24 protein-coding genes are annotated in these 24,959 nt (G+C 62.5%); 12 read left to right on the top strand and 12 right to left on the bottom strand.

The genetic code is table 11. The features are described 5' to 3' along the window. The first annotated feature begins 817 nt into the window (after positions 1-817). Both KI235_RS22870 and KI235_RS22865 read left to right on the top strand, forming a co-directional pair. Complete coding sequence (locus KI235_RS22870; RefSeq protein WP_003204721.1) at positions 818-1,540, top strand: response regulator; 723 nt, start codon at positions 818-820, stop codon at positions 1,538-1,540. Beyond that, positions 1,537-3,147, top strand: coding sequence for an ATP-binding protein (locus KI235_RS22865; RefSeq protein WP_003204720.1), 1,611 nt, complete (start codon positions 1,537-1,539; stop codon positions 3,145-3,147). Before KI235_RS22870 ends, KI235_RS22865 begins: the two co-directional genes overlap by 4 nt. Before the next feature lie 132 nt (positions 3,148-3,279). Here KI235_RS22865 and KI235_RS22860 read toward each other — a convergent pair whose 3' ends face one another. Together KI235_RS22860 and KI235_RS22855 are read right to left on the bottom strand one after the other, a co-directional pair. Continuing rightward, positions 3,280-4,005, bottom strand: a complete 726-nt coding sequence (locus tag KI235_RS22860; protein WP_003204719.1) for a 4'-phosphopantetheinyl transferase superfamily protein — start codon at positions 4,003-4,005, stop codon at positions 3,280-3,282. 133 nt (positions 4,006-4,138) lie between these two features. Then, a complete protein-coding gene (locus tag KI235_RS22855; RefSeq protein ID WP_003204718.1) occupies positions 4,139-4,927 on the bottom strand; it encodes a dienelactone hydrolase family protein in 789 nt (262 codons plus the stop codon). Between the two features lie 144 nt (positions 4,928-5,071). Here KI235_RS22855 and KI235_RS22850 point away from each other — a divergent pair, with 144 nt between their 5' ends. The 3 genes from KI235_RS22850 (at position 5,072) to KI235_RS22840 (ending at position 7,794) form a co-directional block, all read left to right on the top strand. Further along, positions 5,072-5,671, top strand: a complete 600-nt coding sequence (locus KI235_RS22850; protein WP_003204716.1) for a membrane protein — start codon at positions 5,072-5,074, stop codon at positions 5,669-5,671. 102 nt (positions 5,672-5,773) lie between these two features. Continuing rightward, entirely contained in the window at positions 5,774-6,451 is a 678-nt protein-coding gene (locus KI235_RS22845) for a response regulator (RefSeq protein WP_013694070.1), read from the top strand. Then, on the top strand, positions 6,448-7,794 hold the full coding sequence (locus KI235_RS22840) for an ATP-binding protein (RefSeq protein WP_003204712.1): 1,347 nt from the start codon (positions 6,448-6,450) through the stop codon (positions 7,792-7,794). The genes KI235_RS22845 and KI235_RS22840 overlap by 4 nt, the downstream gene beginning before the upstream one ends. 131 nt (positions 7,795-7,925) lie before the next feature. Here the strand turns inward: KI235_RS22840 and KI235_RS22835 are convergent, their stop codons facing one another. Further along, the gene (locus KI235_RS22835; RefSeq protein WP_027911881.1) at positions 7,926-8,924 is read right to left on the bottom strand and encodes an AraC family transcriptional regulator; all 999 of its coding nucleotides are present in this window, start codon (positions 8,922-8,924) and stop codon (positions 7,926-7,928) included. A gap of 333 nt (positions 8,925-9,257) precedes the next feature. Between KI235_RS22835 and KI235_RS22830 the strand changes: the two genes are divergently transcribed. Beyond that, positions 9,258-10,610, top strand: coding sequence for a dicarboxylate/amino acid:cation symporter (locus tag KI235_RS22830; RefSeq protein WP_003204708.1), 1,353 nt, complete (start codon positions 9,258-9,260; stop codon positions 10,608-10,610). 178 nt (positions 10,611-10,788) lie between these two features. After that, complete coding sequence (locus KI235_RS22825; RefSeq protein WP_027911882.1) at positions 10,789-11,970, top strand: CaiB/BaiF CoA-transferase family protein; 1,182 nt, start codon at positions 10,789-10,791, stop codon at positions 11,968-11,970. Positions 11,971-12,091: 121 nt separating this feature from the next. Here the strand turns inward: KI235_RS22825 and KI235_RS22820 are convergent, their stop codons facing one another. Then, the gene (locus KI235_RS22820; protein WP_003204703.1) at positions 12,092-12,586 is read right to left on the bottom strand and encodes a SprT family zinc-dependent metalloprotease; all 495 of its coding nucleotides are present in this window, start codon (positions 12,584-12,586) and stop codon (positions 12,092-12,094) included. A gap of 172 nt (positions 12,587-12,758) precedes the next feature. After that, the gene (locus KI235_RS22815; RefSeq protein WP_003204699.1) at positions 12,759-13,361 is read right to left on the bottom strand and encodes a Yip1 family protein; all 603 of its coding nucleotides are present in this window, start codon (positions 13,359-13,361) and stop codon (positions 12,759-12,761) included. 403 nt (positions 13,362-13,764) lie between these two features. Here KI235_RS22815 and ttcA point away from each other — a divergent pair, with 403 nt between their 5' ends. Continuing rightward, on the top strand, positions 13,765-14,589 hold the full coding sequence (gene ttcA / locus KI235_RS22810; protein ID WP_003204698.1) for a tRNA 2-thiocytidine(32) synthetase TtcA: 825 nt from the start codon (positions 13,765-13,767) through the stop codon (positions 14,587-14,589). A gap of 64 nt (positions 14,590-14,653) precedes the next feature. Then, positions 14,654-15,328: a DNA-3-methyladenine glycosylase I gene (locus tag KI235_RS22805; protein WP_003204697.1), complete on the top strand. Its 675-nt coding sequence runs from the start codon at positions 14,654-14,656 to the stop codon at positions 15,326-15,328. Between the two features lie 98 nt (positions 15,329-15,426). Here KI235_RS22805 and KI235_RS22800 read toward each other — a convergent pair whose 3' ends face one another. Genes KI235_RS22800 through arsC form a run of 3 tightly spaced genes read right to left on the bottom strand, consistent with a single transcriptional unit; the run spans position 15,427 to position 16,800 of the window. Further along, positions 15,427-15,852, bottom strand: a complete 426-nt coding sequence (locus KI235_RS22800; protein ID WP_039013728.1) for a DUF2069 domain-containing protein — start codon at positions 15,850-15,852, stop codon at positions 15,427-15,429. Continuing rightward, positions 15,845-16,450 carry an NAD(P)H:quinone oxidoreductase gene (gene wrbA / locus KI235_RS22795; protein ID WP_003204695.1) on the bottom strand — a complete coding sequence of 202 codons (606 nt, stop codon included), beginning with the start codon at positions 16,448-16,450 and terminating at the stop codon, positions 15,845-15,847. Before wrbA ends, KI235_RS22800 begins: the two co-directional genes overlap by 8 nt. After that, complete coding sequence (arsC, locus tag KI235_RS22790) at positions 16,447-16,800, bottom strand: arsenate reductase (glutaredoxin) (protein ID WP_003204694.1); 354 nt, start codon at positions 16,798-16,800, stop codon at positions 16,447-16,449. The genes wrbA and arsC overlap by 4 nt, the downstream gene beginning before the upstream one ends. 114 nt (positions 16,801-16,914) lie before the next feature. Here arsC and KI235_RS22785 point away from each other — a divergent pair, with 114 nt between their 5' ends. Then, complete coding sequence (locus tag KI235_RS22785; RefSeq protein WP_003204690.1) at positions 16,915-17,382, top strand: TlpA disulfide reductase family protein; 468 nt, start codon at positions 16,915-16,917, stop codon at positions 17,380-17,382. 124 nt (positions 17,383-17,506) lie between these two features. Here the strand turns inward: KI235_RS22785 and KI235_RS22780 are convergent, their stop codons facing one another. From KI235_RS22780 to KI235_RS22765, 4 genes are all read right to left on the bottom strand, one after another. Continuing rightward, positions 17,507-17,911 (bottom strand): META domain-containing protein, encoded by a 405-nt coding sequence (locus KI235_RS22780; protein WP_003204689.1) that lies wholly within the window; start codon positions 17,909-17,911, stop codon positions 17,507-17,509. Continuing rightward, complete coding sequence (locus tag KI235_RS22775) at positions 17,911-18,345, bottom strand: hypothetical protein (protein WP_003204688.1); 435 nt, start codon at positions 18,343-18,345, stop codon at positions 17,911-17,913. Before KI235_RS22775 ends, KI235_RS22780 begins: the two co-directional genes overlap by 1 nt. A gap of 195 nt (positions 18,346-18,540) precedes the next feature. Continuing rightward, positions 18,541-19,530, bottom strand: coding sequence for a 2-hydroxyacid dehydrogenase (locus KI235_RS22770; protein ID WP_013694069.1), 990 nt, complete (start codon positions 19,528-19,530; stop codon positions 18,541-18,543). A gap of 88 nt (positions 19,531-19,618) precedes the next feature. Further along, a complete protein-coding gene (locus tag KI235_RS22765; protein ID WP_013694068.1) occupies positions 19,619-22,369 on the bottom strand; it encodes a response regulator in 2,751 nt (916 codons plus the stop codon). Between the two features lie 275 nt (positions 22,370-22,644). On the opposite strand from KI235_RS22765, the gene cysM reads away from it, so the two are divergent. Both cysM and rlmD read left to right on the top strand, forming a co-directional pair. Beyond that, the gene (gene cysM, locus KI235_RS22760; RefSeq protein WP_003204682.1) at positions 22,645-23,547 is read left to right on the top strand and encodes a cysteine synthase CysM; all 903 of its coding nucleotides are present in this window, start codon (positions 22,645-22,647) and stop codon (positions 23,545-23,547) included. Then, a complete protein-coding gene (gene rlmD, locus KI235_RS22755; protein WP_013694067.1) occupies positions 23,547-24,917 on the top strand; it encodes a 23S rRNA (uracil(1939)-C(5))-methyltransferase RlmD in 1,371 nt (456 codons plus the stop codon). The genes cysM and rlmD overlap by 1 nt, the downstream gene beginning before the upstream one ends. Positions 24,918-24,959 lie beyond the last annotated feature (42 nt).

Below are 24,959 nucleotides of genomic sequence, written 5' to 3'. Positions count from 1 at the left end.
GCCCACCGTTCCGTCCTGAAGCACTACAACCGACTGGCGCCGGGCATAACAACTTCGGGACAGTAGGAAGCAGGCGTTTAATGCCGCTTCCATCCGAAGTTCTCAGGTTGCGAGCGGGGCTCGAAACCGGGTTGCCGGGGTGGCAGCAATTGACTGCAACACCCGTACCGTTTCGGTCGTTTTCGACCTGGAAACAGTTGCCATCCGCAGGGGCGGTCTGGGCTTGGGGAAATGCGGTGTTTCAGTTGGACAGAAGCAAGAAAAGCGCTTGAATTCTCTGTCCGACTTGTGTTTGGTTTTTAGCCTGAAACCCTACATGTAGGGTTTTTTACGCGGCGGGCTACAAGATAATGCGTTTTCGGGGGGTATGCAACGTACTACCTGTGGATAAGCCTGTGCGTAATTTGTGTGCGAATCGTGGAACGGCTCTGTAGGCCGCGACCTAGCTGGAGTGGACCTTTTTTCATCGGTTTCGACGATCCGAAAACAGCCCGGTGATTTTTGCGGGCGCGGACATTACCACATAAAACCCAGCCGATCGAAACGCATTTGTCCGCTTGTTTTCTGCGCAGGTGACGTTTATACAATCGGCCCATGCATGGGTGTGTTTATCCTCCTTTAACATGACAAAAAGACGGGAGTGGCGCAGGACCCAACCTGTGGGAGCGAGCTTGCTCGCGATAGCGTCGGTTCAGCCGTACCAAGGGTGCCTGACACACCGCCATCGCGAGCAAGCTCGCTCCCACAGGGTTCGCCTTGTCAGTGATATTGGCGACACGCCTTTCCTTATTTAGCTAATCAGCCAAAAGGTCCCTCAGTGGAACAAGAAGCCTGGCAGGTATTGATCGTCGAGGATGACCAGCGTCTGGCCGAGCTGACCCGGGAGTACCTCGAAAGCAACGGACTGCGTGTCGCCATCGAAGGCGACGGCGCGGTGGCGGCGGCGCGGATCATTGCCGAGCAGCCGGACCTGGTGGTCCTCGACCTGATGCTGCCCGGCGAAGACGGCCTGAGCATCTGTCGCAAGGTGCGCGGGCACTATGACGGGCCGATCCTGATGCTCACCGCCCGCACCGACGACACCGATCAGATCCAGGGCCTGGACCTGGGCGCCGATGATTACGTCTGCAAGCCGGTTCGCCCGCGTTTGCTCTTGGCGCGGATCCAGGCCTTGCTGCGGCGCAGCGAACCGGAGCCGAGCGTCGCGCAGAAGCAGCGACGCCTGCAATTCGGCCCGCTGGTGGTCGACGACGCCCTGCGCGAAGCCTGGTTGCAGGGCAACGGTATCGAGCTGACCAGCGCCGAATTCGACCTGCTGTGGCTGCTGGTGTCCAATGCCGGGCGCATCCTGTCCCGGGAAGAAATCTTCACCGCCTTGCGCGGCATCGGTTATGACGGCCAGGACCGCTCCATCGACGTGCGCATTTCACGCATCCGCCCCAAGATCGGCGACGACCCGGACCATCCACGGCTGATCAAGACCATTCGCAGCAAAGGCTACCTGTTCGTTCCTGAAGCCTGCGTAGACCTGGCACCGTGAATTCGATCTTCCTGCGTATTTATGGCGGCATGTGTGCGGCACTGGTGCTGGTGGCGGTCCTCGGCGTGCTGGCCCTGCACCTGCTCAACCAGACCCGCAGCGAGCAATACCGCGAGCGCCTGGCCCACGGCACGTTTTCATTGATGGCCGACAACCTGCGGCCGATGAACGACACCGAACGGCGCCGGGCGTTGCTGGTGTGGGAGCGCCTGCTGGGCATTCCCCTGGCGTTGCAGACTTTCCCCCAGACCGACCTCGACCTCGGCCAGCGCACCCGGGTAATGCGCGGCCAGGCATTGGTGGAGCAGACCGGGCCGCACGCGGCAAAAGTCTATCGACTGATCAATGATGCCGAGCAACTGATGTTGGTGGGGGAAGTCCAGCAGATCAGCGAACAACTGGCTCGCGCGACCATTTACCTGTTGGCCGACGAGCTGGTGCGTTATCCGGTGGCCGAACAGCCCAAACGGCTGGCGCAACTGGCGCAGGAAAAAGGTTTTGGTTTCGATCTGCGACTCATGACCACCGAGCAGGCGGACATGGACGACGACCAGCGCCGCCGTGTGTCCGAGGGCGATACGGTGATGGCGTTGGGCAAGGGCGGCGACTCCATCCGGGTCTTCGCCGGCATGGTCGGCACGCCGTGGGTGCTGGAGATCGGCCCGCTGTACCAGATGAACCCTTATCCGCCGCAATGGCTGGTGCTGATCGCGGCACTGGGCTTGAGCCTGATCGGCTTGATCGTCTACCTGCTGGTGCGCCAATTGGAGCGGCGCTTGCGTGGCCTGGAGTCGGCCGCCACCCAGATCGCCCAGGGCAGCCTGGAAACCCGGGTGCCGGCCCGAGGCGCCGACTCGGTCGGGCGATTGGCCGCTGCGTTCAATGGCATGGCCGAGCACCTGCAGCAACTTTTGGCGATCCAGCGTGAGCTGGTGCGGGCGGTGTCCCACGAATTGCGTACCCCGGTGGCGCGCCTGCGCTTCGGCCTGGAAATGCTCGGCAGCGCCACCACGCCCCAGGCTCGGGACAAATACCTGGCGGGCATGGACCACGACATTGAAGACCTGGATCGGTTGGTGGACGAAATGCTCACCTATGCGCGGCTGGAACAGGGGTCACCGGCCCTGAATTTCCAGCGAGTTGACCTGGATGCGCTGGTCAATCAAGTGATCGATGAACTGGGGCCGTTGCGGGCGGGGATCACGGTCGAGCGCGGTCTATGCCTGTCGGCCGCCGATTGCGACGGCGCCTGGGTCGAGGCCGAGCCACGCTTTCTGCATCGCGCCCTGCAGAACCTGGTGGGTAACGCCATGCGCCACGCCAGCTCCCGGGTCACCGTCAGCTACCAGGTGGGCCAGTTGCGCTGCCGGGTGGATGTGGAAGACGACGGGCCTGGTGTGCCGGAAGCGGCATGGGAGCGGATTTTCAAACCTTTCCTGCGCCTGGACGACAGCCGCGCCCGGGCGTCAGGCGGCCATGGGCTGGGGCTGTCGATCGTGCGGCGGATCATCCACTGGCATGACGGCCGGGCGCTGATCGGCAAGAGCAAGAGCCTGGGCGGGGCTTGTTTCAGCTTGAGTTGGCCGAGGCATCAGGACAGGTCTTGATGGGGGTGGTGCCTGATCGACCGCCATCGCGGGCAAGCCTTGCTCCCACAGGTCAGTGCTCTCTCATTTAAGTGTTGTTTGCTGTGGGAGCAAGGCTTGCCCGCGATGAGGCCCTCCCAAACACCCAAGATCTCAGGCCCTGATCCCCACCAGGCTCAACAACTGCCCATCCTTCACCCCAAACTGAGCCTGCAGCTCACTGCCATGGCGCCACTCGGTCGACAGGTCCGTCAGCAGGCGCAGGCGCACCTGCCCATCGTGTGTCCAATCCAGCACCTCGGCATGCTCGAAATAAAAGCGCTGCCTGACGATGGGGTACAGCGCCTTGAACAGGCTTTCCTTCACGGAAAAGGTCAGGGTCACCAGCAAGGCCCGGTCATCGCGCGCGAGCTTGGTCATGCGTTGCAGCTCTGGCGAGGTGAGGATTTCACCGGCCAGGCGTTCGGCGCGCTCGGGGTCGAGCAGGTTTTCCACGTCCATGCCCAGCCCTTGCCAATGATCTTTTTTCGCGACAATGGCCGCCGCCCGACCCGTGCTGTGGGTGATCGAACCGCTGACATGGGCCGGCCACACCGGGGCGCGGTCCTCACCGATGGCCGGCACGCAGGCCAGGCCGTCGAGCCGCTGCAACGCCGCCCGGGCGCAGATCCGCCCGGCCAGGAATTCTGCCTGGCGCTTGGCTACCGAGCGCTGGATGCTCGCCGGGGGCTCGATGGCACTGTTGGGGAAGTCGGCGCCCACCAGCAACAACGGGTCGAAGCGCGTGCTCAGCAGCACCGTATCGGACAGGGCATCGGGCAAGAGCCAATGTTCATCCAAAGGCGAGCAGCAGGCGGGCAGGGAGGGGAGTGTCTTCATGCCGGGCATTTTGCCGGGTTGGCTGGAGGCTGGGTAGTGGGGGCGAGCTGTATGAATGGAGGTCGTGAACGAGGCAGGTGGTCAATGATCGCTCCCACGCTCTGCGTGGGAGCGATCATGCAGGGGGTATGTATCAGAAGATTTTCTTGAAGAACTTCTGCATATCCGCCCACGATTTCTCATCGGCTTCCTTGTTGTAGCCAATGTCCGGCCCGCCATGTTCACCGTGGCTCAAGCGGTCGGCATCGGGGTTGCTGAAGCCGTGCTTGGCGCCTTTGAGGCTGACGAATTTATAGTCGGCGCCGGCCTTGTCCATCTCGCTCTTGAACGCGGTGACGTTGTCCTGGGTGACCATGCTGTCCAGGGCGCCATGCTCGACCAGCACCTTGGCCTTGACGCTGCCAGGCGTTGCCGGGGTGTTGGTCACCAGCGCACCGTGGAAGCTCACCACGCCGGCTAGCGGCACACCCTGGCGCGCTGCATCGAGCACCACTTTGCCGCCGAAGCAGTAGCCGATGGCGGCGAGTTTGTCCGGATCGGTCTGGGGTTGTTTCCTCAGCAGGTCGAGACCGGCCTGGAAGCGGGCGCTGGCCGCCGCGCCGTCCTTGAGCGCCGCCTGCATGAAGGCCATGGCGTCGTTGGGGTGCTCGGTGTTCTTGCCGTCGCCGTACATGTCGATGGCCAGGGCGCTATAGCCCAGGCCGGCGAGGTCACGGGCACGGCGCTTGGCGTAGTCGTTCAGCCCCCACCATTCATGCACCACCACCACGCCCGGGCGCGGGCCCTTGACCGCGTCGTCATACGCGTAATAGCCGATCAGCTTGGTGCCGTCGGCACTGGTGTAGGGGAGCTCCTGGGTCTGGATGGCGGCGTGGCTCACGCCGCTAATGGCCAGAAGTACAACAGCAAGCAGCCTTCGCATGACGGATCTCCTTATAAAAGTGGTCCGCACAGATTAGCCGATTCATTCAGCGCAGGTTCAGAGAACGTTCAAGGGGTGTTCAGGGACCGCTGGTTAAGGTGACCACGACTTCACAAAACACCCACGCTGCAAAGGAACTTGACCATGACTGCTATGAAAAAACTGCTGTTGGCTTTCACCGTGCTGGGCGCCAGCGCCCTGGCCCACGCCGATGATAATTTCGCCAGCCTGACCCTCGGCCAGACCAGCGACAAGGTGAAGAAATCCAACGCCCTGGACAGCGCCCTGAACAACCCGAACGCCGACGGCGTCATCGGCAAGGACGCCACCTATGGCATCCGACTGGGCAAACAAAACGACCAGGGCCGCTACTACGCCACCTACGACAACGTCTCGGGCACCCACAACGGCATCAAGCTGCGCCAGGAAAACCTGCTGGGCAGCTACGATGTGTTCTATCCGGTCACCAGCAGCACCAAACTGTTCGGTGGCGGCACGGCGGGCCTGACCAAGCTGACCCAGGACTCTCCCGGCTTCAGTCGCGACAGCGACATCGGCTACGCCGTGGGCTTGCAAGGGGGCGTGCTGCAACAAATTTCGCAAAACACCTCGGTTGAACTGGGTTACCGTTACCTGCGCAGCAATGCCAGCACCGAGATGAGCCCGCACGGTGGCGACAAGGTTGGCTCGCTGGACCTGACCAGCAGCGCCCAGACGTACCTGTCCGCCAACTACACGTTCTAAGCGGTCGATGGTGAGCGTATCCAGCCGGATCGGTCGAAGACGATCCGGCGCCTTGCGTTGAAGTGCGCACTGGATTGTTTGATTTGCCTGGGGAGAGGCTCCATGAAATTACTGGTCGTCGAAGACGAAGCGCTGTTGCGCCACCACCTGCAAACCCGTCTCACCGACAGCGGCCATGTGGTGCAGGCCGTGGCCAATGCCGAAGAGGCCTTGTACCAGGTCCGGGAATTCAACCATGACCTGGCGGTGATCGACCTGGGCCTGCCGGGCATCAGCGGGCTGGAACTGATCCGCCGGCTGCGCTCGCAGGACAAGACGTTTCCGATCCTGATCCTCACCGCCCGCGGCAACTGGCAGGACAAGGTCGAAGGTCTGGCCGCCGGTGCCGACGACTATGTGGTCAAGCCGTTTCAGTTCGAAGAGCTGGAGGCCCGGCTGAATGCCCTGTTGCGCCGCTCCAGTGGCTTTACCCAATCGACCATTGTTGCCGGTCCGTTGCTGCTCGACCTCAACCGCAAGCAGGCGTCCCTCGGCGAGGAGCCGCTGGCGTTGACTGCCTACGAATATCGCATCCTCGAATACCTCATGCGCCATCACCAGCAGGTGGTGGCCAAGGACCGCTTGATGGAGCAGCTTTACCCCGATGACGACGAGCGTGATCCCAATGTCATCGAAGTGCTGGTCGGGCGCCTGCGCCGTAAGCTGGAAGCCCCGGCCGGCTTCAAGCCCATCGACACCGTGCGTGGCCTGGGCTACCTGTTCAACGAGCGCTGCCAGTGATTCGTTCGCTTCGCCTGCGGTTGATGCTGGCCGCCATGACCCTGGCGGTGCTGTTCATGCTGGCCTTGTTGCCGGCCATGCAAGGCGCGTTCAGCCTGGCGTTGCAGGAATCCATCGAGCAACGCCTGGCCTCGGACGTGACCACGCTGATTTCCGCCGCCCGAGTGGAAAACAATCGCTTGAAGATGCCAGCGCAGTTGCCCGACGAGCGCTTCAACCTCGCCGATGCCCGCCTGCTGGGCTACATCTATGATCGCGAGGGGCGGTTGGTCTGGCGGTCGAAGGCCACCCAGGAAGAGAACATCAATTACACGCCACGCTACGACGGCCAGGGCAACCAGTTCGCGCGCATTCGCGAGAACGACGGCCAGGAGTTTTTTGTCTATGACGTCGAGATCAAGCTGCTCGGCGGCCAGAGCGCGGCGTTCAGCATCGTCACCCTGCAACCGGTGCGCGACTACGAAGTCACCCTGCAAGGGCTGCGGGACAATCTGTACCTGGGCTTTGGCGCGGCCCTGTTGGTGTTGCTGGCGCTGTTGTGGATCGGCCTGACCTGGGGCCTTCGGGCGCTGCGGCGCCTGAGCCAGGAACTGGACGAAATCGAAAGCGGGGCCCGGGAAAGCCTCAGTACCGAACATCCCCGGGAACTGTTGCGCCTGACCGGCTCCCTCAACCGCCTGCTGTACAGCGAGCGGGAGCAACGCAGCCGTTATCGCGACTCCCTCGATGACCTGGCCCACAGCTTGAAGACCCCGTTGGCGGTGTTGCAGGGCGTCAGCGAGGACATGGCCCGGCGCCCCGAGGACCGTGGACAGGCTTGGGTGCTGCAATCCCAGATCGAGCGCATGAGCCAGCAGATCGGCTACCAGTTGCAGCGCGCCAGCCTGCGCAAAAGCGGGCTGGTGCGCCATCAGGTGCGCTTGCGCCCGGTGTTGCAAAGCCTGTGTGACACCCTGGACAAGGTCTATCGCGACAAACGGGTCAGTGTCAGTTTCGATCTGCCGGAGCACTGCCAGGTGCCGATCGAACAGGGCGCCTTGCTGGAGATGCTCGGCAACCTGCTGGAAAACGCCTATCGGCTGTGTTTGGGCGAGGTGCGCGTCAGCGTGCACCAGACCCTCGGCGGCACGGAGTTGAGTGTCGAGGACGATGGGCCGGGTGTGCCACCGGATCAACGTGCGCGGATTCTCCAGCGGGGCGAGCGACTGGATCGCCAGCATCCGGGGCAGGGGATCGGGCTGGCCGTGGTGAAAGACATCATCGAGAGCTATGGCGCCAAGTTGACCCTGGGGGATTCAGAGCTGGGCGGGGCGGCGTTCAGGATTCATTTTTCGGTGGTTTGACTGAGGGTCCTTGGTGTCGCCACTGGCCTCATCGCGAGCAAGCTCGCTCCCACAACGGTTTGGTGAACGCCGAAAATCCAGTGTGGGAGCGAGCTTGCTCGCGATGAGGCCAGTCAACACAGCACATCCATTCAGTTCTCCAACTCCCGATAGGCCCCCGGCGTGACCCCCGTCCACTTCTTGAACGCCCGGTGAAACGCCGACGGCTCTGAGAACCCCAACTGCTCGGCGATCTGCTGCAACGACAAATCCGCACGCCCCAAGTGGTAGATGGCGATATCCCGCCGCAGCTGATCCTTGAGTTCCTGGAAGCTGGTGCCTTCCTCACGCAAATGCCGGCGCAAGGTCTGTGGGCTGATGTGCAGATGGCCGGCGACGGTGTCCAGGTCGGGCCAGCGGGCGGCGTCGCGGCTGAGCAGGCGGCGCAGTTGGCTGCTCAGGCTGTGGCCATCGTCCGGGCGCGACAGCAGGTCGGCGGGGGAGCGTTCGAGGAAATGCTTGAGGGTGCGTTCGTCCTGCAGCAGCGGCATGTCCAGGTAACGGCTGTGGAACAACAGGCTGCTGCTGCGCGCTTCGAACACCAGCGGGCAAGGAAACAGTAAGTCGTATTCGGCACCGTGGGTGGGCTTGGGGTAGCCGAAGGTCGCCTGTTCCAGGCCGATCCGCTGGCCGATCAGCCAACTGGCAAGTCGATGCCAGACTACCAGCAAGCTTTCAGTCAGGAAGTGATCCGGGTCCCACAGCGTCGAATCGTCCAGCACCAGCCGCACTCGCTCGCCTTCGGCTTCCAGCGTCAGGCTCGGCGCGTCGGGGAACAGGCTGTAGAACAGCAAGCCGCGCTGAAGGGCCTTGCCCAGTGTCCGACAGTGGATCAACGCGTGACACATCATGGCAAACGTCCCGGGTTTACTCGCAGCCCTGCCGAATCCCAGGTATTCGTCCCCCAATGCCAGCCACAGCGCCTGCAACAGACGCGCGAACTGCTCGGGCGCAATCCGCGCGCGCGGCTCATCCAACAGCTCTGGGCTGATGCCCAGCTGGTGCAGCAGAGGAAAATAGTCGAAGCCTTGCCGACGCGCGCCGCCCAAGGCTGCGCGGGCGAAGTGGCTGGCGATCGTGCGTTGGCGCATGGCTGAAGTCCGTCCGTTGAGCGGGCGATGGTAGCAGGGCACTGCGGCTCGACAAGGCGGATATCCGCCAAATCCCGGAGTGATAAACGCCCTGTGGGCGGAAATCCGCCACATTCCGCGCCCGCGTTTAACCCGTGAATAATTCCAGGAGCCTTCTGCAACAGCGCTTGTAGGGTTTTTCTGAAAAATGGCACGAGCCTTGCGATAGAGCACTCAGGTCTGCCGCGTGCAGCCGACAAAAAACAAATCCCTCCAGTGCAGGAGGGTTCGCAATTGAGGTGCCGTGGACGACAGGTGGATGTCGTCAAACGGGACTCTTGAGGAAGGTTTGCCATGACGACTCGTCAGCCACTGTACAAATCCCTGTATTTCCAGGTGATCGTAGCCATTGCCATCGGTATTTTGCTCGGCCACTTCTACCCGCAGACCGGTGTTGCCCTCAAACCATTCGGTGACGGGTTCATCAAACTGATCAAAATGGTCATCGCTCCCATCATCTTCTGTACCGTCGTCAGCGGCATCGCGGGCATGCAGAACATGAAGTCGGTGGGCAAGACCGGTGGCTACGCGCTGCTGTACTTCGAAATCGTTTCCACCATCGCCCTGCTGATCGGCCTGGTCGTGGTCAACGTCGTGCAACCGGGCGTCGGCATGCACATCGATGTGTCGACCCTGGACACCAGCAAGATCGCCGGTTTCATCTCGGCTGGTAAAGACCAGAGCATCATTGCCTTCATCCTCAACGTGATCCCGAACACCATCGTCGGCGCGTTCGCCAACGGCGACATCCTGCAAGTGCTGATGTTCTCGGTGATCTTCGGTTTTGCCCTGCATCGCCTGGGTGCCTACGGCAAGCCGGTGCTGGACTTCATCGATCGCTTCGCCCACGTGATGTTCATCATCATCAACATGATCATGAAGCTGGCCCCCCTCGGTGCCTTCGGTGCCATGGCGTTCACCATCGGTGCCTATGGCGTCGGTTCGCTGGTGCAACTGGGCCAGCTGATGATCTGCTTCTACATCACCTGCGTGGTGTTCGTGCTGGTAGTGCTGGGCGCCATCTGCCGCGCCCACGGCTTCAGCGTCGTCAAGCTTATCCGCTACATCCGTGAAGAACTGCTGATCGTGCTGGGCACTTCCTCGTCGGAATCGGCCCTGCCACGCATGCTGATCAAAATGGAGCGCCTGGGTGCCAAGAAGTCGGTCGTAGGCCTGGTGATCCCGACTGGCTACTCGTTCAACCTCGACGGTACTTCGATCTACCTGACCATGGCCGCAGTGTTCATCGCCCAGGCCACTGACACCCAGATGGACCTGACTCACCAGATCACCCTGCTGCTGGTGCTGCTGCTGTCGTCCAAAGGTGCGGCCGGCGTGACCGGTAGCGGCTTCATCGTGCTGGCGGCCACCCTGTCGGCCGTGGGCACCTTGCCGGTGGCCGGCCTGGCACTGATCCTGGGTATCGACCGCTTCATGTCCGAAGCCCGTGCCCTGACCAACCTGGTGGGTAACGCTGTCGCCACGATCGTGGTTGCCAAGTGGGTCAAGGAGCTGGACGAAGACCAGTTGCAGACCGAGCTGGCTTCCGGTGGTCGTGGTATCTCCGACGTCCGTGAAGATGACGAGCAGATCGCAGCGGCGCAGATTGTAGCGGCTGAAACCTCTGCTCCAGGCGCTGTGAAGTAATTTTCAGGTTGCAATGAAAAACCCGCTTCGGCGGGTTTTTTATTGGTTCTCAATTTTGAAGCTCCCTCGCCACGATGGGTTCACACTGAGCGCAATCGTCATCCAAAACGACACCTGCGGTAATTGCCCCACCGCCAACCCCTGCCTAGTCTTTAGCCATCCCCCTCGGAGATCGCCCATGCAAGGCCCACTGGCATCGCTCAAGGTTCTGGACTTCTCGACCCTGCTGCCCGGGCCGTTCGCCTCGCTGTTGCTGGCGGACATGGGGGCCGAGGTGTTGCGCATCGAGTCGCCGACCCGCCAGGACCTGCTGCGGGTACTGCCGCCCCATGACCAGGGGGTATCGGCCAGCCACGCCTACCTCAACCGCAACAAACGCAGCCTGGCCCTGGACCTCAAGCAACCGGAAGCGTTGGCGGTGGTCACGCAATTGCTGAAGGACTACGACATCCTGCTGGAACAGTTTCGCCCCGGCGTGATGGAGCGACTGGGCCTGGGGTACGAGGCCTTGAAGGCGATCAATCCGCGGCTGATCTACGTGTCGATCACCGGCTACGGCCAGACCGGACCCTACAAGGACCGCGCCGGTCACGACATCAATTACCTGGCCCTGGCGGGGCTGGCCAGCCACATCGGCCGTGCCGACAGCGGTCCGTTGCCGCTGGGGATCCAGGCGGCAGACATCGCCGGTGGTTCGTTGCACGGGGTGATCGGGCTGTTGGCGGCGGTCATCGCCCGCCAGCAAACCGGGCAGGGCCAGCACCTGGACGTGAGCATGACTGACTGTGTGTTCAGCCTCAACGCCATGGCCGGTGCCGGTTACCTGGCCTGCGGTGTCGAGCCGGGGTGGGAAAAGCAGATGCTCAACGGCGGCAGCTTCTATGACTATTACCGCACCCGCGATGGTCGCTGGATGTCGGTGGGCAGCCTGGAACCGGTGTTCATGCAGGCGTTGTGCGAGGCCTTGGGACGGCCGGAACTGGCGGCCCAGGGGTTGTCGCCCAAGCCTGAACAACAACACGCTCTTAAGCAGGCGCTGCAGGCCGAGTTTGAAAAACACGATTTCGCCGAGCTGTGCAGCCTGTTTGCCGGGATCGATGCCTGCGTCGAGCCGGTGCTGAGCCTGGAGGAAGCTGTCCGGCATCCGCAGTTACAGGCTCGGGAGCTGGTGACTCAGGTGCCCCGGGGCGATGGTTCGAGCCAGGCGCAGATGGCTTGTCCATTGAGATTTTCCGAAGGGTTGCCCGAGCCTCGGCATATTGGCGCGGAGTTGGGGGCGCATACGGATCAGGTGCTGGGGGAGTTGGGGTTCAGTGCGCAGCGGATCGCTCAATTGCGCAGTGCCAAGGTGGTTTTGTAGTGCCCTCAAGGGCCCTTTCGCGAGCAAGCTCGCTCCCACACTGGATCCACGTACGACGCAAACCCCCTGTGGGAGCGAGCTTGCTCGCGATGAGGCCTGCCCCTGACACTACAAAATCCTGCTACTCGACCCGGGTTTCTCCACTGAACACCAAGGTATTGCGGCAGCTACGGCACAAATACCGTCGCCCCTGGCGCACCAGGCTGTGGCGCTGGGCCGAGAACGGGAAGTCGCTGCCGTCGCAGGGGCATTTGTAGATGTAGCGGGTCACGCTGCGGCGTTTGATTTCGTAGGTGTGGCAGCGGTTGGGCGGCAGTTCGTACACCCCGCGCATGATCAGTTGCCATTCCTCGCCATGGGGCTGGATGCGTTCGCCAAACAGTTGATGGGCGATCAGGTGCGCGACTTCATGGGCAACGGTCTGCTTGAGGAAGTCTTCGGCGTTTTCCCGGTACAACTGTGGATTGAAGCGCAGCAGATTCTCATGCAGGTGCGCGACACCGGCCTTCTGGCCACGCAATTTGAAGCTGACCACCGGGCGTTTGAAGGGACGTTTGAAAAAGGATTCGGCTTGTTGGTAACACTCTTCGACGCGGGTATTGAGTTGCTCGAGCATGCTTTACGGGTCTCCAGAAGCCCGAGTATGCCGCAAGCGTCGGCCGTTGCGAATCGTCCAGGCGCCCAGTGGTCGTTTCGAGCGGCTCAAACACAGGAAGGCCGCCTTGCGGCGGCCTGTGTCGGCAGATCCTGTTTTTATTGGAGGGTACTATCGGGACCTTTTCATTCCTTCAATTGGTATAGATCGGGCCGACGCCGAGCCCCCAGACAATCACCGTGAACGCCATGATGGCCACCAGTACCACCAGGCCGACGGCGAGCACCGAACTGGAAAACAGAAAACCTTCGTCCTGGGGAATATTCATGAACGTCGGCAAGCCCACATACAGCAGGTAGACCGTGTAGCAGATCGCCGCTGTACCGACGATCATTCCCAGCCACATGTGCGGGTAGAGCGCCGCCAGGCCGCCGATGAACAAAGGTGTCGCGGTGTAGGTGGCGAACGCGACGCAACGGGCCAGGCTCGGATTGGCGTCATAAGTGCGGGCCATCCAGTGGATGAAGGCGCCCATCACTGCCACACCGCCCAACATGGCCAGGTACGACATGACGGTCATCCACAGCGCACTTTCCTGGGTAAGCATGACCGGTGCACGATTGCCGATGACCCATCCCACCTGTGTGGTGCCGATGAACGCCGAAACCGCGGGAATGGCCGCCAGGATCAGCGTGTGGGTGAGGTACATGTGGCTGATGCTTTCCTCCTGGTCGCCACGGATTTCTTTCCATTCTTGATCAGGGTGGGTAAAGAGCCCCACGACATGAGAGATCATAGTCAGTCACTCCTTTGTTATTGCCATCGCCCCCCAACGGAGCGCCTACGGGCCAAATGGCCGGGTAAGTAAAGGTCTGTAAGTGTGTGCGACCTTATGTCGCAGTATAGAAAGGAGTCACCCCGAGGGGGATGGGGGGCTTAGAGCAAATCGCGCTCTAGGTCGTGGTGCTAATCGCCGATGGGTCTGTACACAACCCTGGCAAAGAAATTCACCTTGTGGGAGCAAGGCTTGCCCGCGATGGAAGAGATGCGGTCTTTCAGAAACCGAGCCGTCTGTTTTCGCGAGCAAGCTTTGCTCCCACAATGGTCTCGCCACAAAAGTGCCTGTCATCAGCCTTCGCCGACGGCGGATTTTTTGCGTAAAATGCCGGCCTTTCGTCACACCTCACGGATTTCGCGTCATGGGCACTCTTACGGTCAACCAGAACAAACTGCAAAAGCGCCTGCGCCGCCAGGCCGGTGAGGCGGTCGCCGATTTCAACATGATCGAGGACGGCGACAAGGTCATGGTCTGCCTGTCCGGCGGCAAGGACAGCTACACCTTGCTCGATGTGCTGATGCATCTGCAGAAGGTTGCGCCGATCAAGTTCGACATCGTCGCGGTGAACATGGACCAGAAGCAGCCCGGGTTCCCCGAGCATGTGCTGCCGGCCTACCTTGAGTCGCTGGGTGTGGAATATCACATCGTCGAGAAAGACACCTATTCGGTGGTCAAGGAACTGATTCCCGAAGGCAAGACCACCTGTTCGCTGTGCTCACGCCTGCGGCGCGGAACGCTCTACACCTTCGCCGACGAGATCGGTGCGACCAAGATGGCCCTGGGGCACCATCGCGACGACATCGTCGAGACCTTCTTCCTGAACATGTTCTACAACGGCTCGCTCAAGGCCATGCCGCCCAAGCTGCGCGCCGATGACGGGCGCAACGTGGTGATCCGCCCGCTGGCCTATTGCAGCGAGAAAGACATCCAGGCCTATTCGGATTTCAAGCAATTCCCGATCATCCCCTGCAACCTGTGCGGCTCCCAGGAAAACCTGCAACGCCAGGTGGTCAAGGAGATGCTCCAGGAGTGGGAACGCAAGACGCCGGGCCGTACCGAGAGCATTTTCCGCGGCTTGCAGAACGTCATTCCGTCGCAACTGGCGGACCGCAACCTGTTTGACTTCACCAACCTGCGCATCGATGAAAACGCCACGCCGCGGTTCGTCAATGTGGTGAATCTCTGACTCTACCGATAGTTATTACGGCGCTTTCAAGCGCCGTTTTCATTTCTAACCCCCAGGAGAGGGCATGCGCGATTACAAGTGGCTGCACGAGTACTGTCTGAACCGCTTCGGTTCGGCGGCTGAACTGGAAGCCCGTCTGCCGGTGCCCAAGACCCCGGCGCAACTGCGCAAGATCAGCGACGATCGCTACCTCTCGACCATGGCGCTGCGGGTCTTCCGCGCCGGGCTCAAGCACAGCCTGGTGGACGCCAAGTGGCCGGCGTTCGAGGAAGTGTTCTTCAAGTTCGACCCGGAAAAAGTCGTGTTGATGGGGGCTGAGCATCTGGAGCGATTGATGCAGGATACGCGGATCATCCGCCACCTGGGCAAGCTCAAGAGCGTGCCGCGCAACGCGCAACTGATCCTGGACGTGGCCCATGAAAAGGGCAGCTTCGGCGCGCTGGTCGCCGACTGGCCAGTGACCGACATCGTCGGCCTGTGGACCTATCTGAAAAAACACGGCCATCAGTTGGGCGGCCTGTCGGCACCGCGCTTCCTGCGCATGATGGGCAAGGACACCTTCACGCCCAGTTATGACGTAGTGGCGGCGCTCAATGCCCAGGAGATCATCGACAAAGTCCCCACCAGCCAGCGGGACCTGGCGACGGTGCAGAATGCCTTCAACCAGTGGCATGAACAGAGTGGCGGACGGCCGATGTCGCAGATTTCGATGATGCTGGCGTATACCGTCAATCATTGAGACCGCGTCGCGCCCATCGCGAGCGAGCTCGCTCCCACACTGGATCTTTGGCGTTCACAAAACCCTGTGGGAGCGAGCTTGCTCGCGATGGCGGCCTATCAGGCGACGGAGACCTCTCCCTCGCCAGCCAACCGCCGATTCAACTGAAACCGCCACCGCACATACAACAACGCCGAGCAGAACACCGCCACGCTCGCCGCCATTTCCAGCACGCCGAACAACTGTCGGTTGGGGTCGTAGGCTGCCAGTGCGCCCTTGATGAAATACAGGTTCACCACGAAGCACATCCACGAGTGTCCGCGGGCGCTGCCGGTGAGCATGCCGGGGGCGAGTATCAGCAGCGGCACCAGTTCGATCAGCAGAATGACCCAGGGGCGTGCGCCGTGCAGGTCGGCGATCCGCAGGTAGTAGGCGCTGAGCAACCCCACCAGGCCGAAAAAGCACAGCAGGCTGAGGATGCGGGCGATGCGTACGCGCGGTTCCAGCCATTGGATCGAAGGCAGGATCTTCGGCTTCTTAGCCACGGCCGTTCTCCAGCAACAGGGCGGTTTTCGCCAGGCGCAAACCCAAGGCGCGGCACAGGGCGACCTCATGTTCGTTCAAGCCGCTTTTGCCGTCGGCCCCGGCGTGATGGCTCGGGCCGTAGGGCGTGCCACCGCCCTGGGTGTCGATCAGGGCCGATTCGCTGTAGGGCAGGCCGGTGATCAGCATGCCGTGGTGCAGCAGCGGCAGCATCATCGACAGCAGGGTGGTTTCCTGGCCGCCGTGCAGGCTCGCGGTGGAGGTGAACACCCCGGCCGGTTTGCCCACCAGGGCGCCGGTCAGCCACAGGTTGCTGGTGCCGTCGAGAAAGTATTTGAGCGGCGCGGCCATGTTGCCGAAACGGGTCGGGCTGCCCAAGGCCAGGCCAGCGCAGTTCTTCAGGTCATCGAGGCTGGCGTAGAGCGGGCCTTGTTCAGGGATGTCCGGCGAAACCGCTTCGCACTCGGCAGAAATTGCCGGCACCGTACGCAACCTGGCTTCCAGCCCGGCCTGCTCGACACCACGGGCGATCTGCCGGGCCATTTCGTTGGTGGAGCCGCTGCGGCTGTAATACAACACCAGGATGTACGGCGTGGTCACGGCAGGATCTCCAGGATCTTCTCCGGCGGACGGCCGATCACGGCCTTTTCCCCGGCTTCCAGAATCGGCCGTTCCATGAGTTTCGGGTGGGCGGCGATGGCCGCGATCAACTGGGCCTGGCTCAGGCTTTCGTCGGCCAGGTTCAGATCCTTGTACTCGTCCTCGCTGGTGCGCAGCAATTGCCGGGCGGTGATGCCGAGCTTGCCCAGCAGGCGTTCCAGTTGCGCGGCGTCGAGCGGGGTTTCCAGGTAGCGGACCACGGTGGGCGTCAGGCCACGGGCCTCCAACAGTTCCAGCGCACCGCGGGATTTCGAGCAGCGCGGGTTGTGATAAAGCGTCAGATCGGTCATGAGTGGGTCGCATCTTGCGTAAGGTGGCGGCTATTCTACTGTGCCGCGAAGCCCCTAGCACCTGAGAGAGGCGACGGGTCGCAGCAGCGTTCACATTCAGACAAGGATTGGCACATGGCAAGGCGATTGACGGCGGCACTGACATTCATCGGCATTTTGTTGCTCGCCGGCTGCGGGAACGACTACGGCGTGGACCAGAACGGCCAGGCCATTGCCTCGCAGCGGCTGGACAAACAATGGGTGGTGCTCAACTACTGGGCCGAATGGTGCGCGCCGTGCCGTACCGAAATCCCGGAATTCAATGCCTTGGCCGAACAGCTCAAGGGCCGCAATGTCGGTGTGTTCGGGGTCAACTTCGACCAGGTGCAGGGCGAAGAACTCAAGAGTGCCAGCGACAAGATGGGGATTCGCTTCACGGTGCTGGCCCGGGATCCGGCCGAGATCTTCGACCTTCCTCGCAGCGAAGGGCTACCGGTGACGTACATCATCGATAACAAGGGCAAGGTGCGCGAGCAGTTGCTGGGGGAGCAGACGGCGGCGGGGGTGATGGCCAAGCTTGAGGCGTTGCAGGCGCTCAAGTGATGATCGTTCCCACGCTCCGCGTGGGAATGCAGCCCGGGACGCTCTGCGTCCCAAAAGCGGAACGCGGAGCGTCCCCAGAGGCGTTCCCACGCGGAGCATGGGAACGATCAAGTGGGGCCGGAGCTCAGCCCTCTTCCAGCCACCAACGCAGCGGCTTGCCCTGGGCTGGCCAGAAGCGTATTTGCTCGATGGGTGAGATGTCCCAGCGCTCGACCTTTTCCAGGGCCTGCAAGAAGCGCGTTTCTTGCTCCATCACCGCCGGGGCGCAGAGTTTGCGTGTGCTGCCGATCTTGCCGAAGCTCAAGCGGTGGCCTTCCAGGGTGTAGGGCGCGAACCAGTGGTTGCAGCCGCCGTTGCCATAGGCGCGACCGTCATCCCCAAGGGTGATGGTCAGGTGGCTGTAGTCCATCAATGGCCGCTCACCGATCCACTCCAGGATGTAGCTGCGGTTATGTTGCAGCTGCACAGGTTCAGCGGCACAGCCCATCAGGCTCATGCCGATCAACGCGGACAGGGCCAAACGTTTCATCAGGCGGCTTCCTGGCATTTCGGGCATAGGTGTTTTTCACCCACGGTGGTCCAGCCCAGTTCGGCGATTCGCGCGGTGGCGGCCGGTTTTTCGGCCTTGACGCCGAGCTTGGCATCCACGGCGAATTCGAAGCTCAGTTCCTTGGCGCAGCTGTCGCAGTTGACCTGCCAGGTGTGGATCGCCAGTTCGCCGAACACCGGGCCGGTGGTCATGGCCGTCCATTGGCCCATGGGCTTGAGCAGGTGCCGCACGGTGTCCACGGTCAGGCGCATGGACAAGTCCTTGCTGCCCTTGAGCGTGACGAGCAACACATCGTTGGCCTGGATCGAACCGCCATTGCCCGTGACCTGGTAGCGGCCCGGCGCCAGCGCGCGGACTTCGGTCAAGGTGTGCTGAGGGTTCATCAGGGTGTAGCGGAAATCGTGTTCGGCCATGGGTCCTCCAAATAGGCGCGACATGCTAGCACGGGGCATGGCTTTGGATGCTCCATAAGGGATCTGACCGACGAAACTCCACCCTGTGGGAGCGAGCTTGCTCGCGAAGGCGGCGGACCAGTCAGTATCGATGTTGACTGACACACCGCTATCGCGAGCAAGCTCGCTCCCACAGGGTTTGTGCCGGCTCAAGGTTTAGCTGTCTACCAGGTTTTGCGGCGTGCCGGCGGCCCAGGCGGCGATGTTGTCCAGGGTGGTCATGGCAATCGCCGCCAAGGCCTCATGGGTCAGGAACGCCTGGTGGGCGGTGACGATCACGTTGGGGAAGGTCAACAGCCGGGCCAGCACGTCGTCCTGCAAGGGCAGGTCGGAGCGGTCCTTGAAAAACAGCTGGGCTTCTTCCTCGTACACATCCAGGCCCAGGTAGCCCAACTGGCCGCTTTTCAACGCCTCGATCAAGGCCGGTGTGTCCACCAGGCCGCCGCGCCCGGTATTGATCAGCATGGCGCCGCGTTGCATCGCAGCAAGCGATCGGGCGTTGATCAGGTGTCGGCTTTGTTTATTGAGCGGGCAATGCAGGCTGATGATCTGCGCCTGCGCGAGCAGCTCGGCCAAGGGCAGGTAGCGGGCGCCCAAGGCTTCGACCTGCGGGTTGGGGTAGGGGTCATAGGCCAGCAACTGGCAGCCGAAGCCGGCCATGATCCGTGCGAACGTCGCGCCGATCTGCCCGGTGCCGATCACCCCGACGGTCTTGCCCACCAGGTCGAACCCGGTCAGCCCATGGAGGCTGAAATTGCCGTCTCGGGTGCGGTTGTAGGCGCGGTGCAGGCAGCGATTGAGGGCCATGATCAACGCCACGGCATGTTCGGCCACGGCATGGGGCGAGTAGGCCGGCACCCGGACGATGCTCAAGCCCAGGCGCTGGGCGGCGAGCAGGTCGACGTGGTTGTAGCCGGCCGAGCGCAGGGCGATCAGCCGCGTGCCGCCTTCGGCCAGCCGCTCCAGCACCGGGGCGCTGAGGTCATCGTTGATGAAGGCGCACACCACTTCATGCCGTTCGGCCAGGGCCACGGTGTCGAGGTTCAGACGGGCGGGCTGAAATTGCAATTGAAGACCTGCGGGTGTCGGGGCCTTGGTGAAACTGTCGCGGTCGTAGGTCTGGCTGCTGAAAAAAATCACGCGCATGGCGGCCTCCTGGCAGAAAAAAAAAGCCCGTAGGAGCTGTCGGAACGTGGATTTTCAGCGATTCCGGTTCCCTGGATCTTGCCCTGGATCAGGCGCTGATACGGGCCTCGCTGGCCAGGCGGTTGATGGCCCGCTCCAATTCTTCCAGGGCGGCGGTGGCCTTGGGATCCTGTTGCTTGAGCAGGGTTTCGCTGCGCTGGCAGGCCGCCCGCAATTGCGGTACGCCGCAGTAGCGGGTGGCGCCGTGCAGGCGGTGGACGCGTTCGATCAGTGCGTTGTGATCGTTGGCCTCGCTGGCCTGGCGGATCGCTTCGCGGTCGGCTTCCAGGGACGCCAGCAGCATCGCCAGCATGTCCGCCGCCAGGTCGGCCTTGCCGGCGGCCAGGCGCAGGCCTTCTTCGTGATCGAGCACCAGCAGTTCGCTGCCGCCCTGGGCATCGCCGCTGCGCTCCGGTGACTGGTTGCGCAGGGCCAGGCCAGTCCATTTGAGCACCACCTGGGCCAGTTGCCGCTCGCTGATGGGTTTGGTCAGGTAGTCGTCCATGCCGCTTTGCAGCAGGGCACGCTTTTCGTTGGCCATGGCGTGGGCGGTGAGGGCGACGATCGGCAGCGGCGTGCAGTGCCGCTCGCTTTCCCACTGGCGGATCGCCTCGGTGCTCTGGCGACCGTCCATGCCGGGCATCTGCACGTCCATCAAGACCAGGTCGAAGGTTTCCTTCTGCACGGCCTTGACCGCCGCATAGCCGCTTTCCACGGCCAGCACCTTGGCGCCCATGTCTTCGAGCAGGGTCTGCACCAGCAGCAGGTTGGCCGGGTTGTCGTCCACGCACAGAACTTTCGGGGCGCGGCTGGAAACCGGCTCGTGGGGTTCGCTGCGGGTCGGGCGCGGGTTGACCAGGTCGGAAAGCGCGCGGCGCAACTTGCGGGTGCAGGCCGGCTTGGCCTGGAGCTGGCTGTGAGGGTTGGGCACCGAGAGGTGGTACAGGGTCTGTTCGGTGGTGGGGCACAGCACGAGTACTTTGCAGCCCAGGTGCTCAAGGTCCCAGATGTGTTGGTTGAGGCGCTCCGGTGGCATGTCGTTGCTGGTGATGCCCAGCACGGCCAGGTCGATCGCCTGATCGGTCTGGTGGGCGACGGTGATGCCGTTGGTCAGGCTTTCCAGGGTGTTGAACGGCGTCACTTGCAGGCCGCAGTCTTCGAGCTGGTGCTGCAAGGCCTGACGGGCCAGTTCGTGATTCTCCAGCACCGCCACGCGCCGGCCCAGCAACGGCGGGCCGGGCAGGTCCTCGGCATCGTCGCGGGTCTTGGGCAGGCGCAGGCTGATCCAGAACTCCGAGCCTTCGCCCGGTGTGCTGTCGACGCCGATCTCCCCGCCCATCTGTTCCACCAGGCGCTTGGAAATCACCAGGCCCAACCCGGTGCCCCCCGGTTGCCGCGACAGTGAGTTGTCAGCCTGGCTGAACGCCTGGAACAGCGCTCGCACATCCTGGTTGGACAGGCCGATACCCGTGTCCTGGATGCTGATGCGCAACTGCACGCTGTCTTCGTGTTCGTCTTCGAGCATGGCCCGGGCGACGATGGTGCCCTCGCGGGTGAACTTGATGGCGTTGCTCACCAGGTTGGTCAGGATCTGCTTGAGGCGCAGCGGATCGCCCACCAGCGACAGCGGCGTGTCCCGGTAGACCAGGCTCACCAGTTCCAACTGCTTGGCATGGGCGGCGGGGGCGAGGATGGTCAGGGTGTCTTGCAGCAGGTCGCGCAGGTTGAACGGAATGCTGTCGAGCACCAACTTGCCGGCCTCGATCTTCGAAAAGTCGAGGATCTCGTTGATGATCCCCAGCAGGCTGTCGGCGGATTTCTCGATGGTGCCCAGGTAGTCGAGCTGGCGCGGGGTCAGTTCGCTTTTCTGCAACAGGTGGGTAAAACCGAGGATGCCGTTGAGCGGTGTGCGGATTTCATGGCTCATGTTCGCCAGGAACTCGGATTTGATCCGGCTCGCTTCCAGGGCTTCCTTGCGGGCCAGGTCCAGCTCGATGTTCTGGATCTCGATGGTTTCCAGGTTCTGGCGTACGTCTTCGGTGGCCTGGTCGATGCTGTGCTGCAATTCTTCCTGGGCGTTCTGCAAGGTACTGGCCATGCGGTTGATGCCCGAGGCCAGTTCGTCCAGCTCCTGGCTGCCCAGCGGCGGCAGGCGGGTTTCCAGGTGACCGTCCTTGAGTTGCGCCACGGCCTGCTTGATCTGGCTCAGTGGACGGTTGATCGTGCGGCCCATGCGCAGGGCCAGCAACCCGGTCAGGCACAGGCCGGCGGCGATCAGCAGCAGGCTGGCGAACAGGCTGCGATAGCCACGCAGCAACATGCCGCTGTGGGACAACTCCAACTCGACCCAGCCCAACAGGCGGTCGGCTTCTTCGGGAATCAGTTCGCCCGCCAGGTTGCGGTGCTTGCCGAATACCGGCAGCAGGTAGCGCGTGGCGTCGTTGCCAGTGCGTTGCAGTAGCTGCGTGCTGTTGCCCTCCGGTGCCCGGTTGAGCATGGTCGGGCCAGCGTGGGCCAGTGGTATGCGGTCGGGGGCGAGAAAGGTTACGGCGCGCACGTCCGCCTGTTCGAGGGACTGGGTGGCGATGCGCTCCAGCAGATCGGTGTCCTGGCGGCTCATGGCTGGGGCGACCAGTGGCGCAAGTTGTTCGGCGATCATCTCGCCACGTTGCAACAACTGGGCGTGCAGGTCCGATTGCTGCATCCAGGTGAAATAGCCGCCCAGGACCAGCGCCATCAGGCTGGTTGGCAACAGGGTCAGCAACAGCACGCGGCCTTTGATTCCCAGTTTCTTGAGCACACTTGTCTCCTGCATCCAGCGTCTGATTGAGCGGTGCGCGCATCCGGCACGCATTACCTGCGCAGTGTAGCGATTTGCGGGCGGGCGATCTTCGTAAAATTCACAAGGCGATGGGGGCGCGGTCCATGGGATAGCCATCGAGGGAAAGCTAAGCGCGTGCTCGGCTTTCGCCTCGCTTATTCCCATAAGCCATAACCCCCTTACTTTGCGTGATATGGCCTGGCCAGGTTTGCCGGTATGATAGGCGCCCCCGCAGTCCGGATTGCGAATACGCCATGACTCTGCAGTACCCAACCATCGCCGATTGCGTCGGCAACACTCCGCTGGTCCGTTTGCAACGCTTGCCCGGCGTGACCACCAATACGCTTTTGCTCAAGCTCGAAGGGAATAACCCGGCGGGTTCGGTCAAGGACCGGCCGGCGCTGTCGATGATCACCCGTGGCGAATTGCGCGGGCAGATCCAGCCCGGCGACACGCTGATCGAGGCGACCTCCGGCAACACCGGTATTGCCCTGGCGATGGCAGCGGCGATCAAGGGCTACAAGATGATCCTGATCATGCCCGACAACTCCAGCGCCGAGCGCAAGGCGGCGATGACGGCCTACGGTGCCGAGTTGATCCTGGTGACTCAGGAGGAGGGCATGGAGGGTGCCCGGGACCTGGCCGAGCGCATGCAGGCCGAGGGTCGTGGCAAGGTGCTGGACCAGTTCGCCAACGGCGACAATCCCGAGGCCCACTACACCACCACCGGCCCTGAGATCTGGCGCCAGACCGACGGCACCATCACCCATTTCGTCAGCTCGATGGGCACCACCGGCACCATCATGGGCACCTCGCGCTATCTGAAAGAACAGAACCCGAACGTGCAGATCATCGGCCTGCAACCGATGGAAGGTTCGGCCATTCCAGGCATTCGTCGCTGGCCGGAGGAATATCTGCCGAAGATCTACCAGGCCGAGCGCGTGGACCGCATCATCGACATGGCCCAGAGCGAAGCCGAGGACGTGACCCGTCGTCTGGCTCGCGAAGAAGGCATTTTCTGTGGCGTGTCTTCGGGCGGTGCCGTGGCGGGGATGCTGCGTCTGTCCAAGGAAGTTGAAAATGCGGTGATCGTCGCGATCATCTGCGACCGTGGCGACCGTTACCTGTCGACCGGCATTTTCGACGCGCCCAACTGATGGCCAAGCAAGAAAGAGGCTTGCGCTTCCAACCCAGCGGCGGAAGCCGGGCCCCGCAAGTGCCCACCGGTAAAAAGCAGCGTTTGACCATCGAACGCCTGGCCAACGATGGCCGGGGCATCGCCTTTGTCGAGGGGCGCACCTGGTTTGTCATCGGCGCCCTGGCCGGCGAAGAAGTCGAGGCGCGGGTGCTCGGTGCCCATGGCAAAGTGGTCGAGGCACGCACCGAGCGGGTGTTCCTGCCCAGTGAACTGCGTCGTGCGGCGCCGTGCATCCATGCCGGTCGTTGTGGCGGATGCAGCGTCCAACATTTGCCCCATGACGAACAACTCGCCCTGAAACAGCGCATGCTCGCCGAGCAGTTGTCTCGGGTGGCTGGGGTGGTGCCAGAGGAATGGGCCGCGCCCCTGAGCGGACCGGAGTTCGGTTACCGGCGTCGCGCCCGGGTGGCGGTGCGCTGGGACCAGAAAGCGAAAAAACTCGAAGTCGGTTTCCGCGCCGTCGGCAGCCAGGACATCGTTGCCATCGGTGATTGCCCGGTGCTGGTACAGCCCTTGCAGCCGATCATGAGCCGTCTGCCGGAAATGCTGCGTCGCTTGAGCAAACCCCAGGCGCTGGGGCATGTGGAGTTGTTCGCCGGTTCGTCCCTCGCGGTATTGCTGCGCCACATGGCGCCGCTGTCGGAGGCCGACCTGACGATCCTCAAGGACTTCTGTGCGTTCCATGAAGCCCAGTTGTGGCTGCACGGTGAAGGTGAGCCGCAACCGGTGGAGCCTGGGCAGGCCCTTGGGTTTCGCCTGGATGCCTGGGACCTCGAGCTGGCTTACCGGCCGGGGGATTTCATCCAGGTGAACGCCGGGGTCAACGAGGCGATGATCGCCCAGGCCCTGCAATGGCTGGCGCCGCAAGCCGAGGAGCGGGTGCTGGATCTGTTCTGCGGCCTGGGCAACTTTGCCTTGCCGCTGGCCAAAAGCGTGCGCCAGGTAGTGGCCGTCGAAGGCGTGCAGACCATGGTGGAGCGTGCGGCGGCCAATGCCGTCAGCAACAATTTGAATAACACTGCTTTTTTTCAGGCCGATTTATCCCAGCCTCTGGCTGATGCCGAATGGATCGGCGAGGGCTTTTCTGCGGTACTCTTGGACCCACCCCGTGACGGTGCTTTCGAGGTGGTGCGCAAGCTGTCGTCCCTGGGTGCCAAACGGTTGGTTTATGTTTCGTGCAACCCGGCAACTTTGGCCCGGGATACGGTCGAACTGATCAAGCAGGGCTACCGGTTAAAACGTGCCGGGATTCTCGATATGTTTCCTCAAACGGCGCATGTCGAGGCCATGGCGTTATTTGAAGCGAGCCAGGATGGCTTGTCCGACTGACCCGTTCGTGCCAACTCGCCACAGCCCTGGGCGCAAACACGG

It is taken from the genome of Pseudomonas sp. St386, from assembly GCF_018325865.1.
Classification (GTDB): Bacteria; Pseudomonadota; Gammaproteobacteria; order Pseudomonadales; family Pseudomonadaceae; genus Aquipseudomonas; species Aquipseudomonas brassicacearum.
Note: the sequence above shows the minus strand (reverse complement) of the source record. Positions and strands in the feature narration are given on the sequence as shown.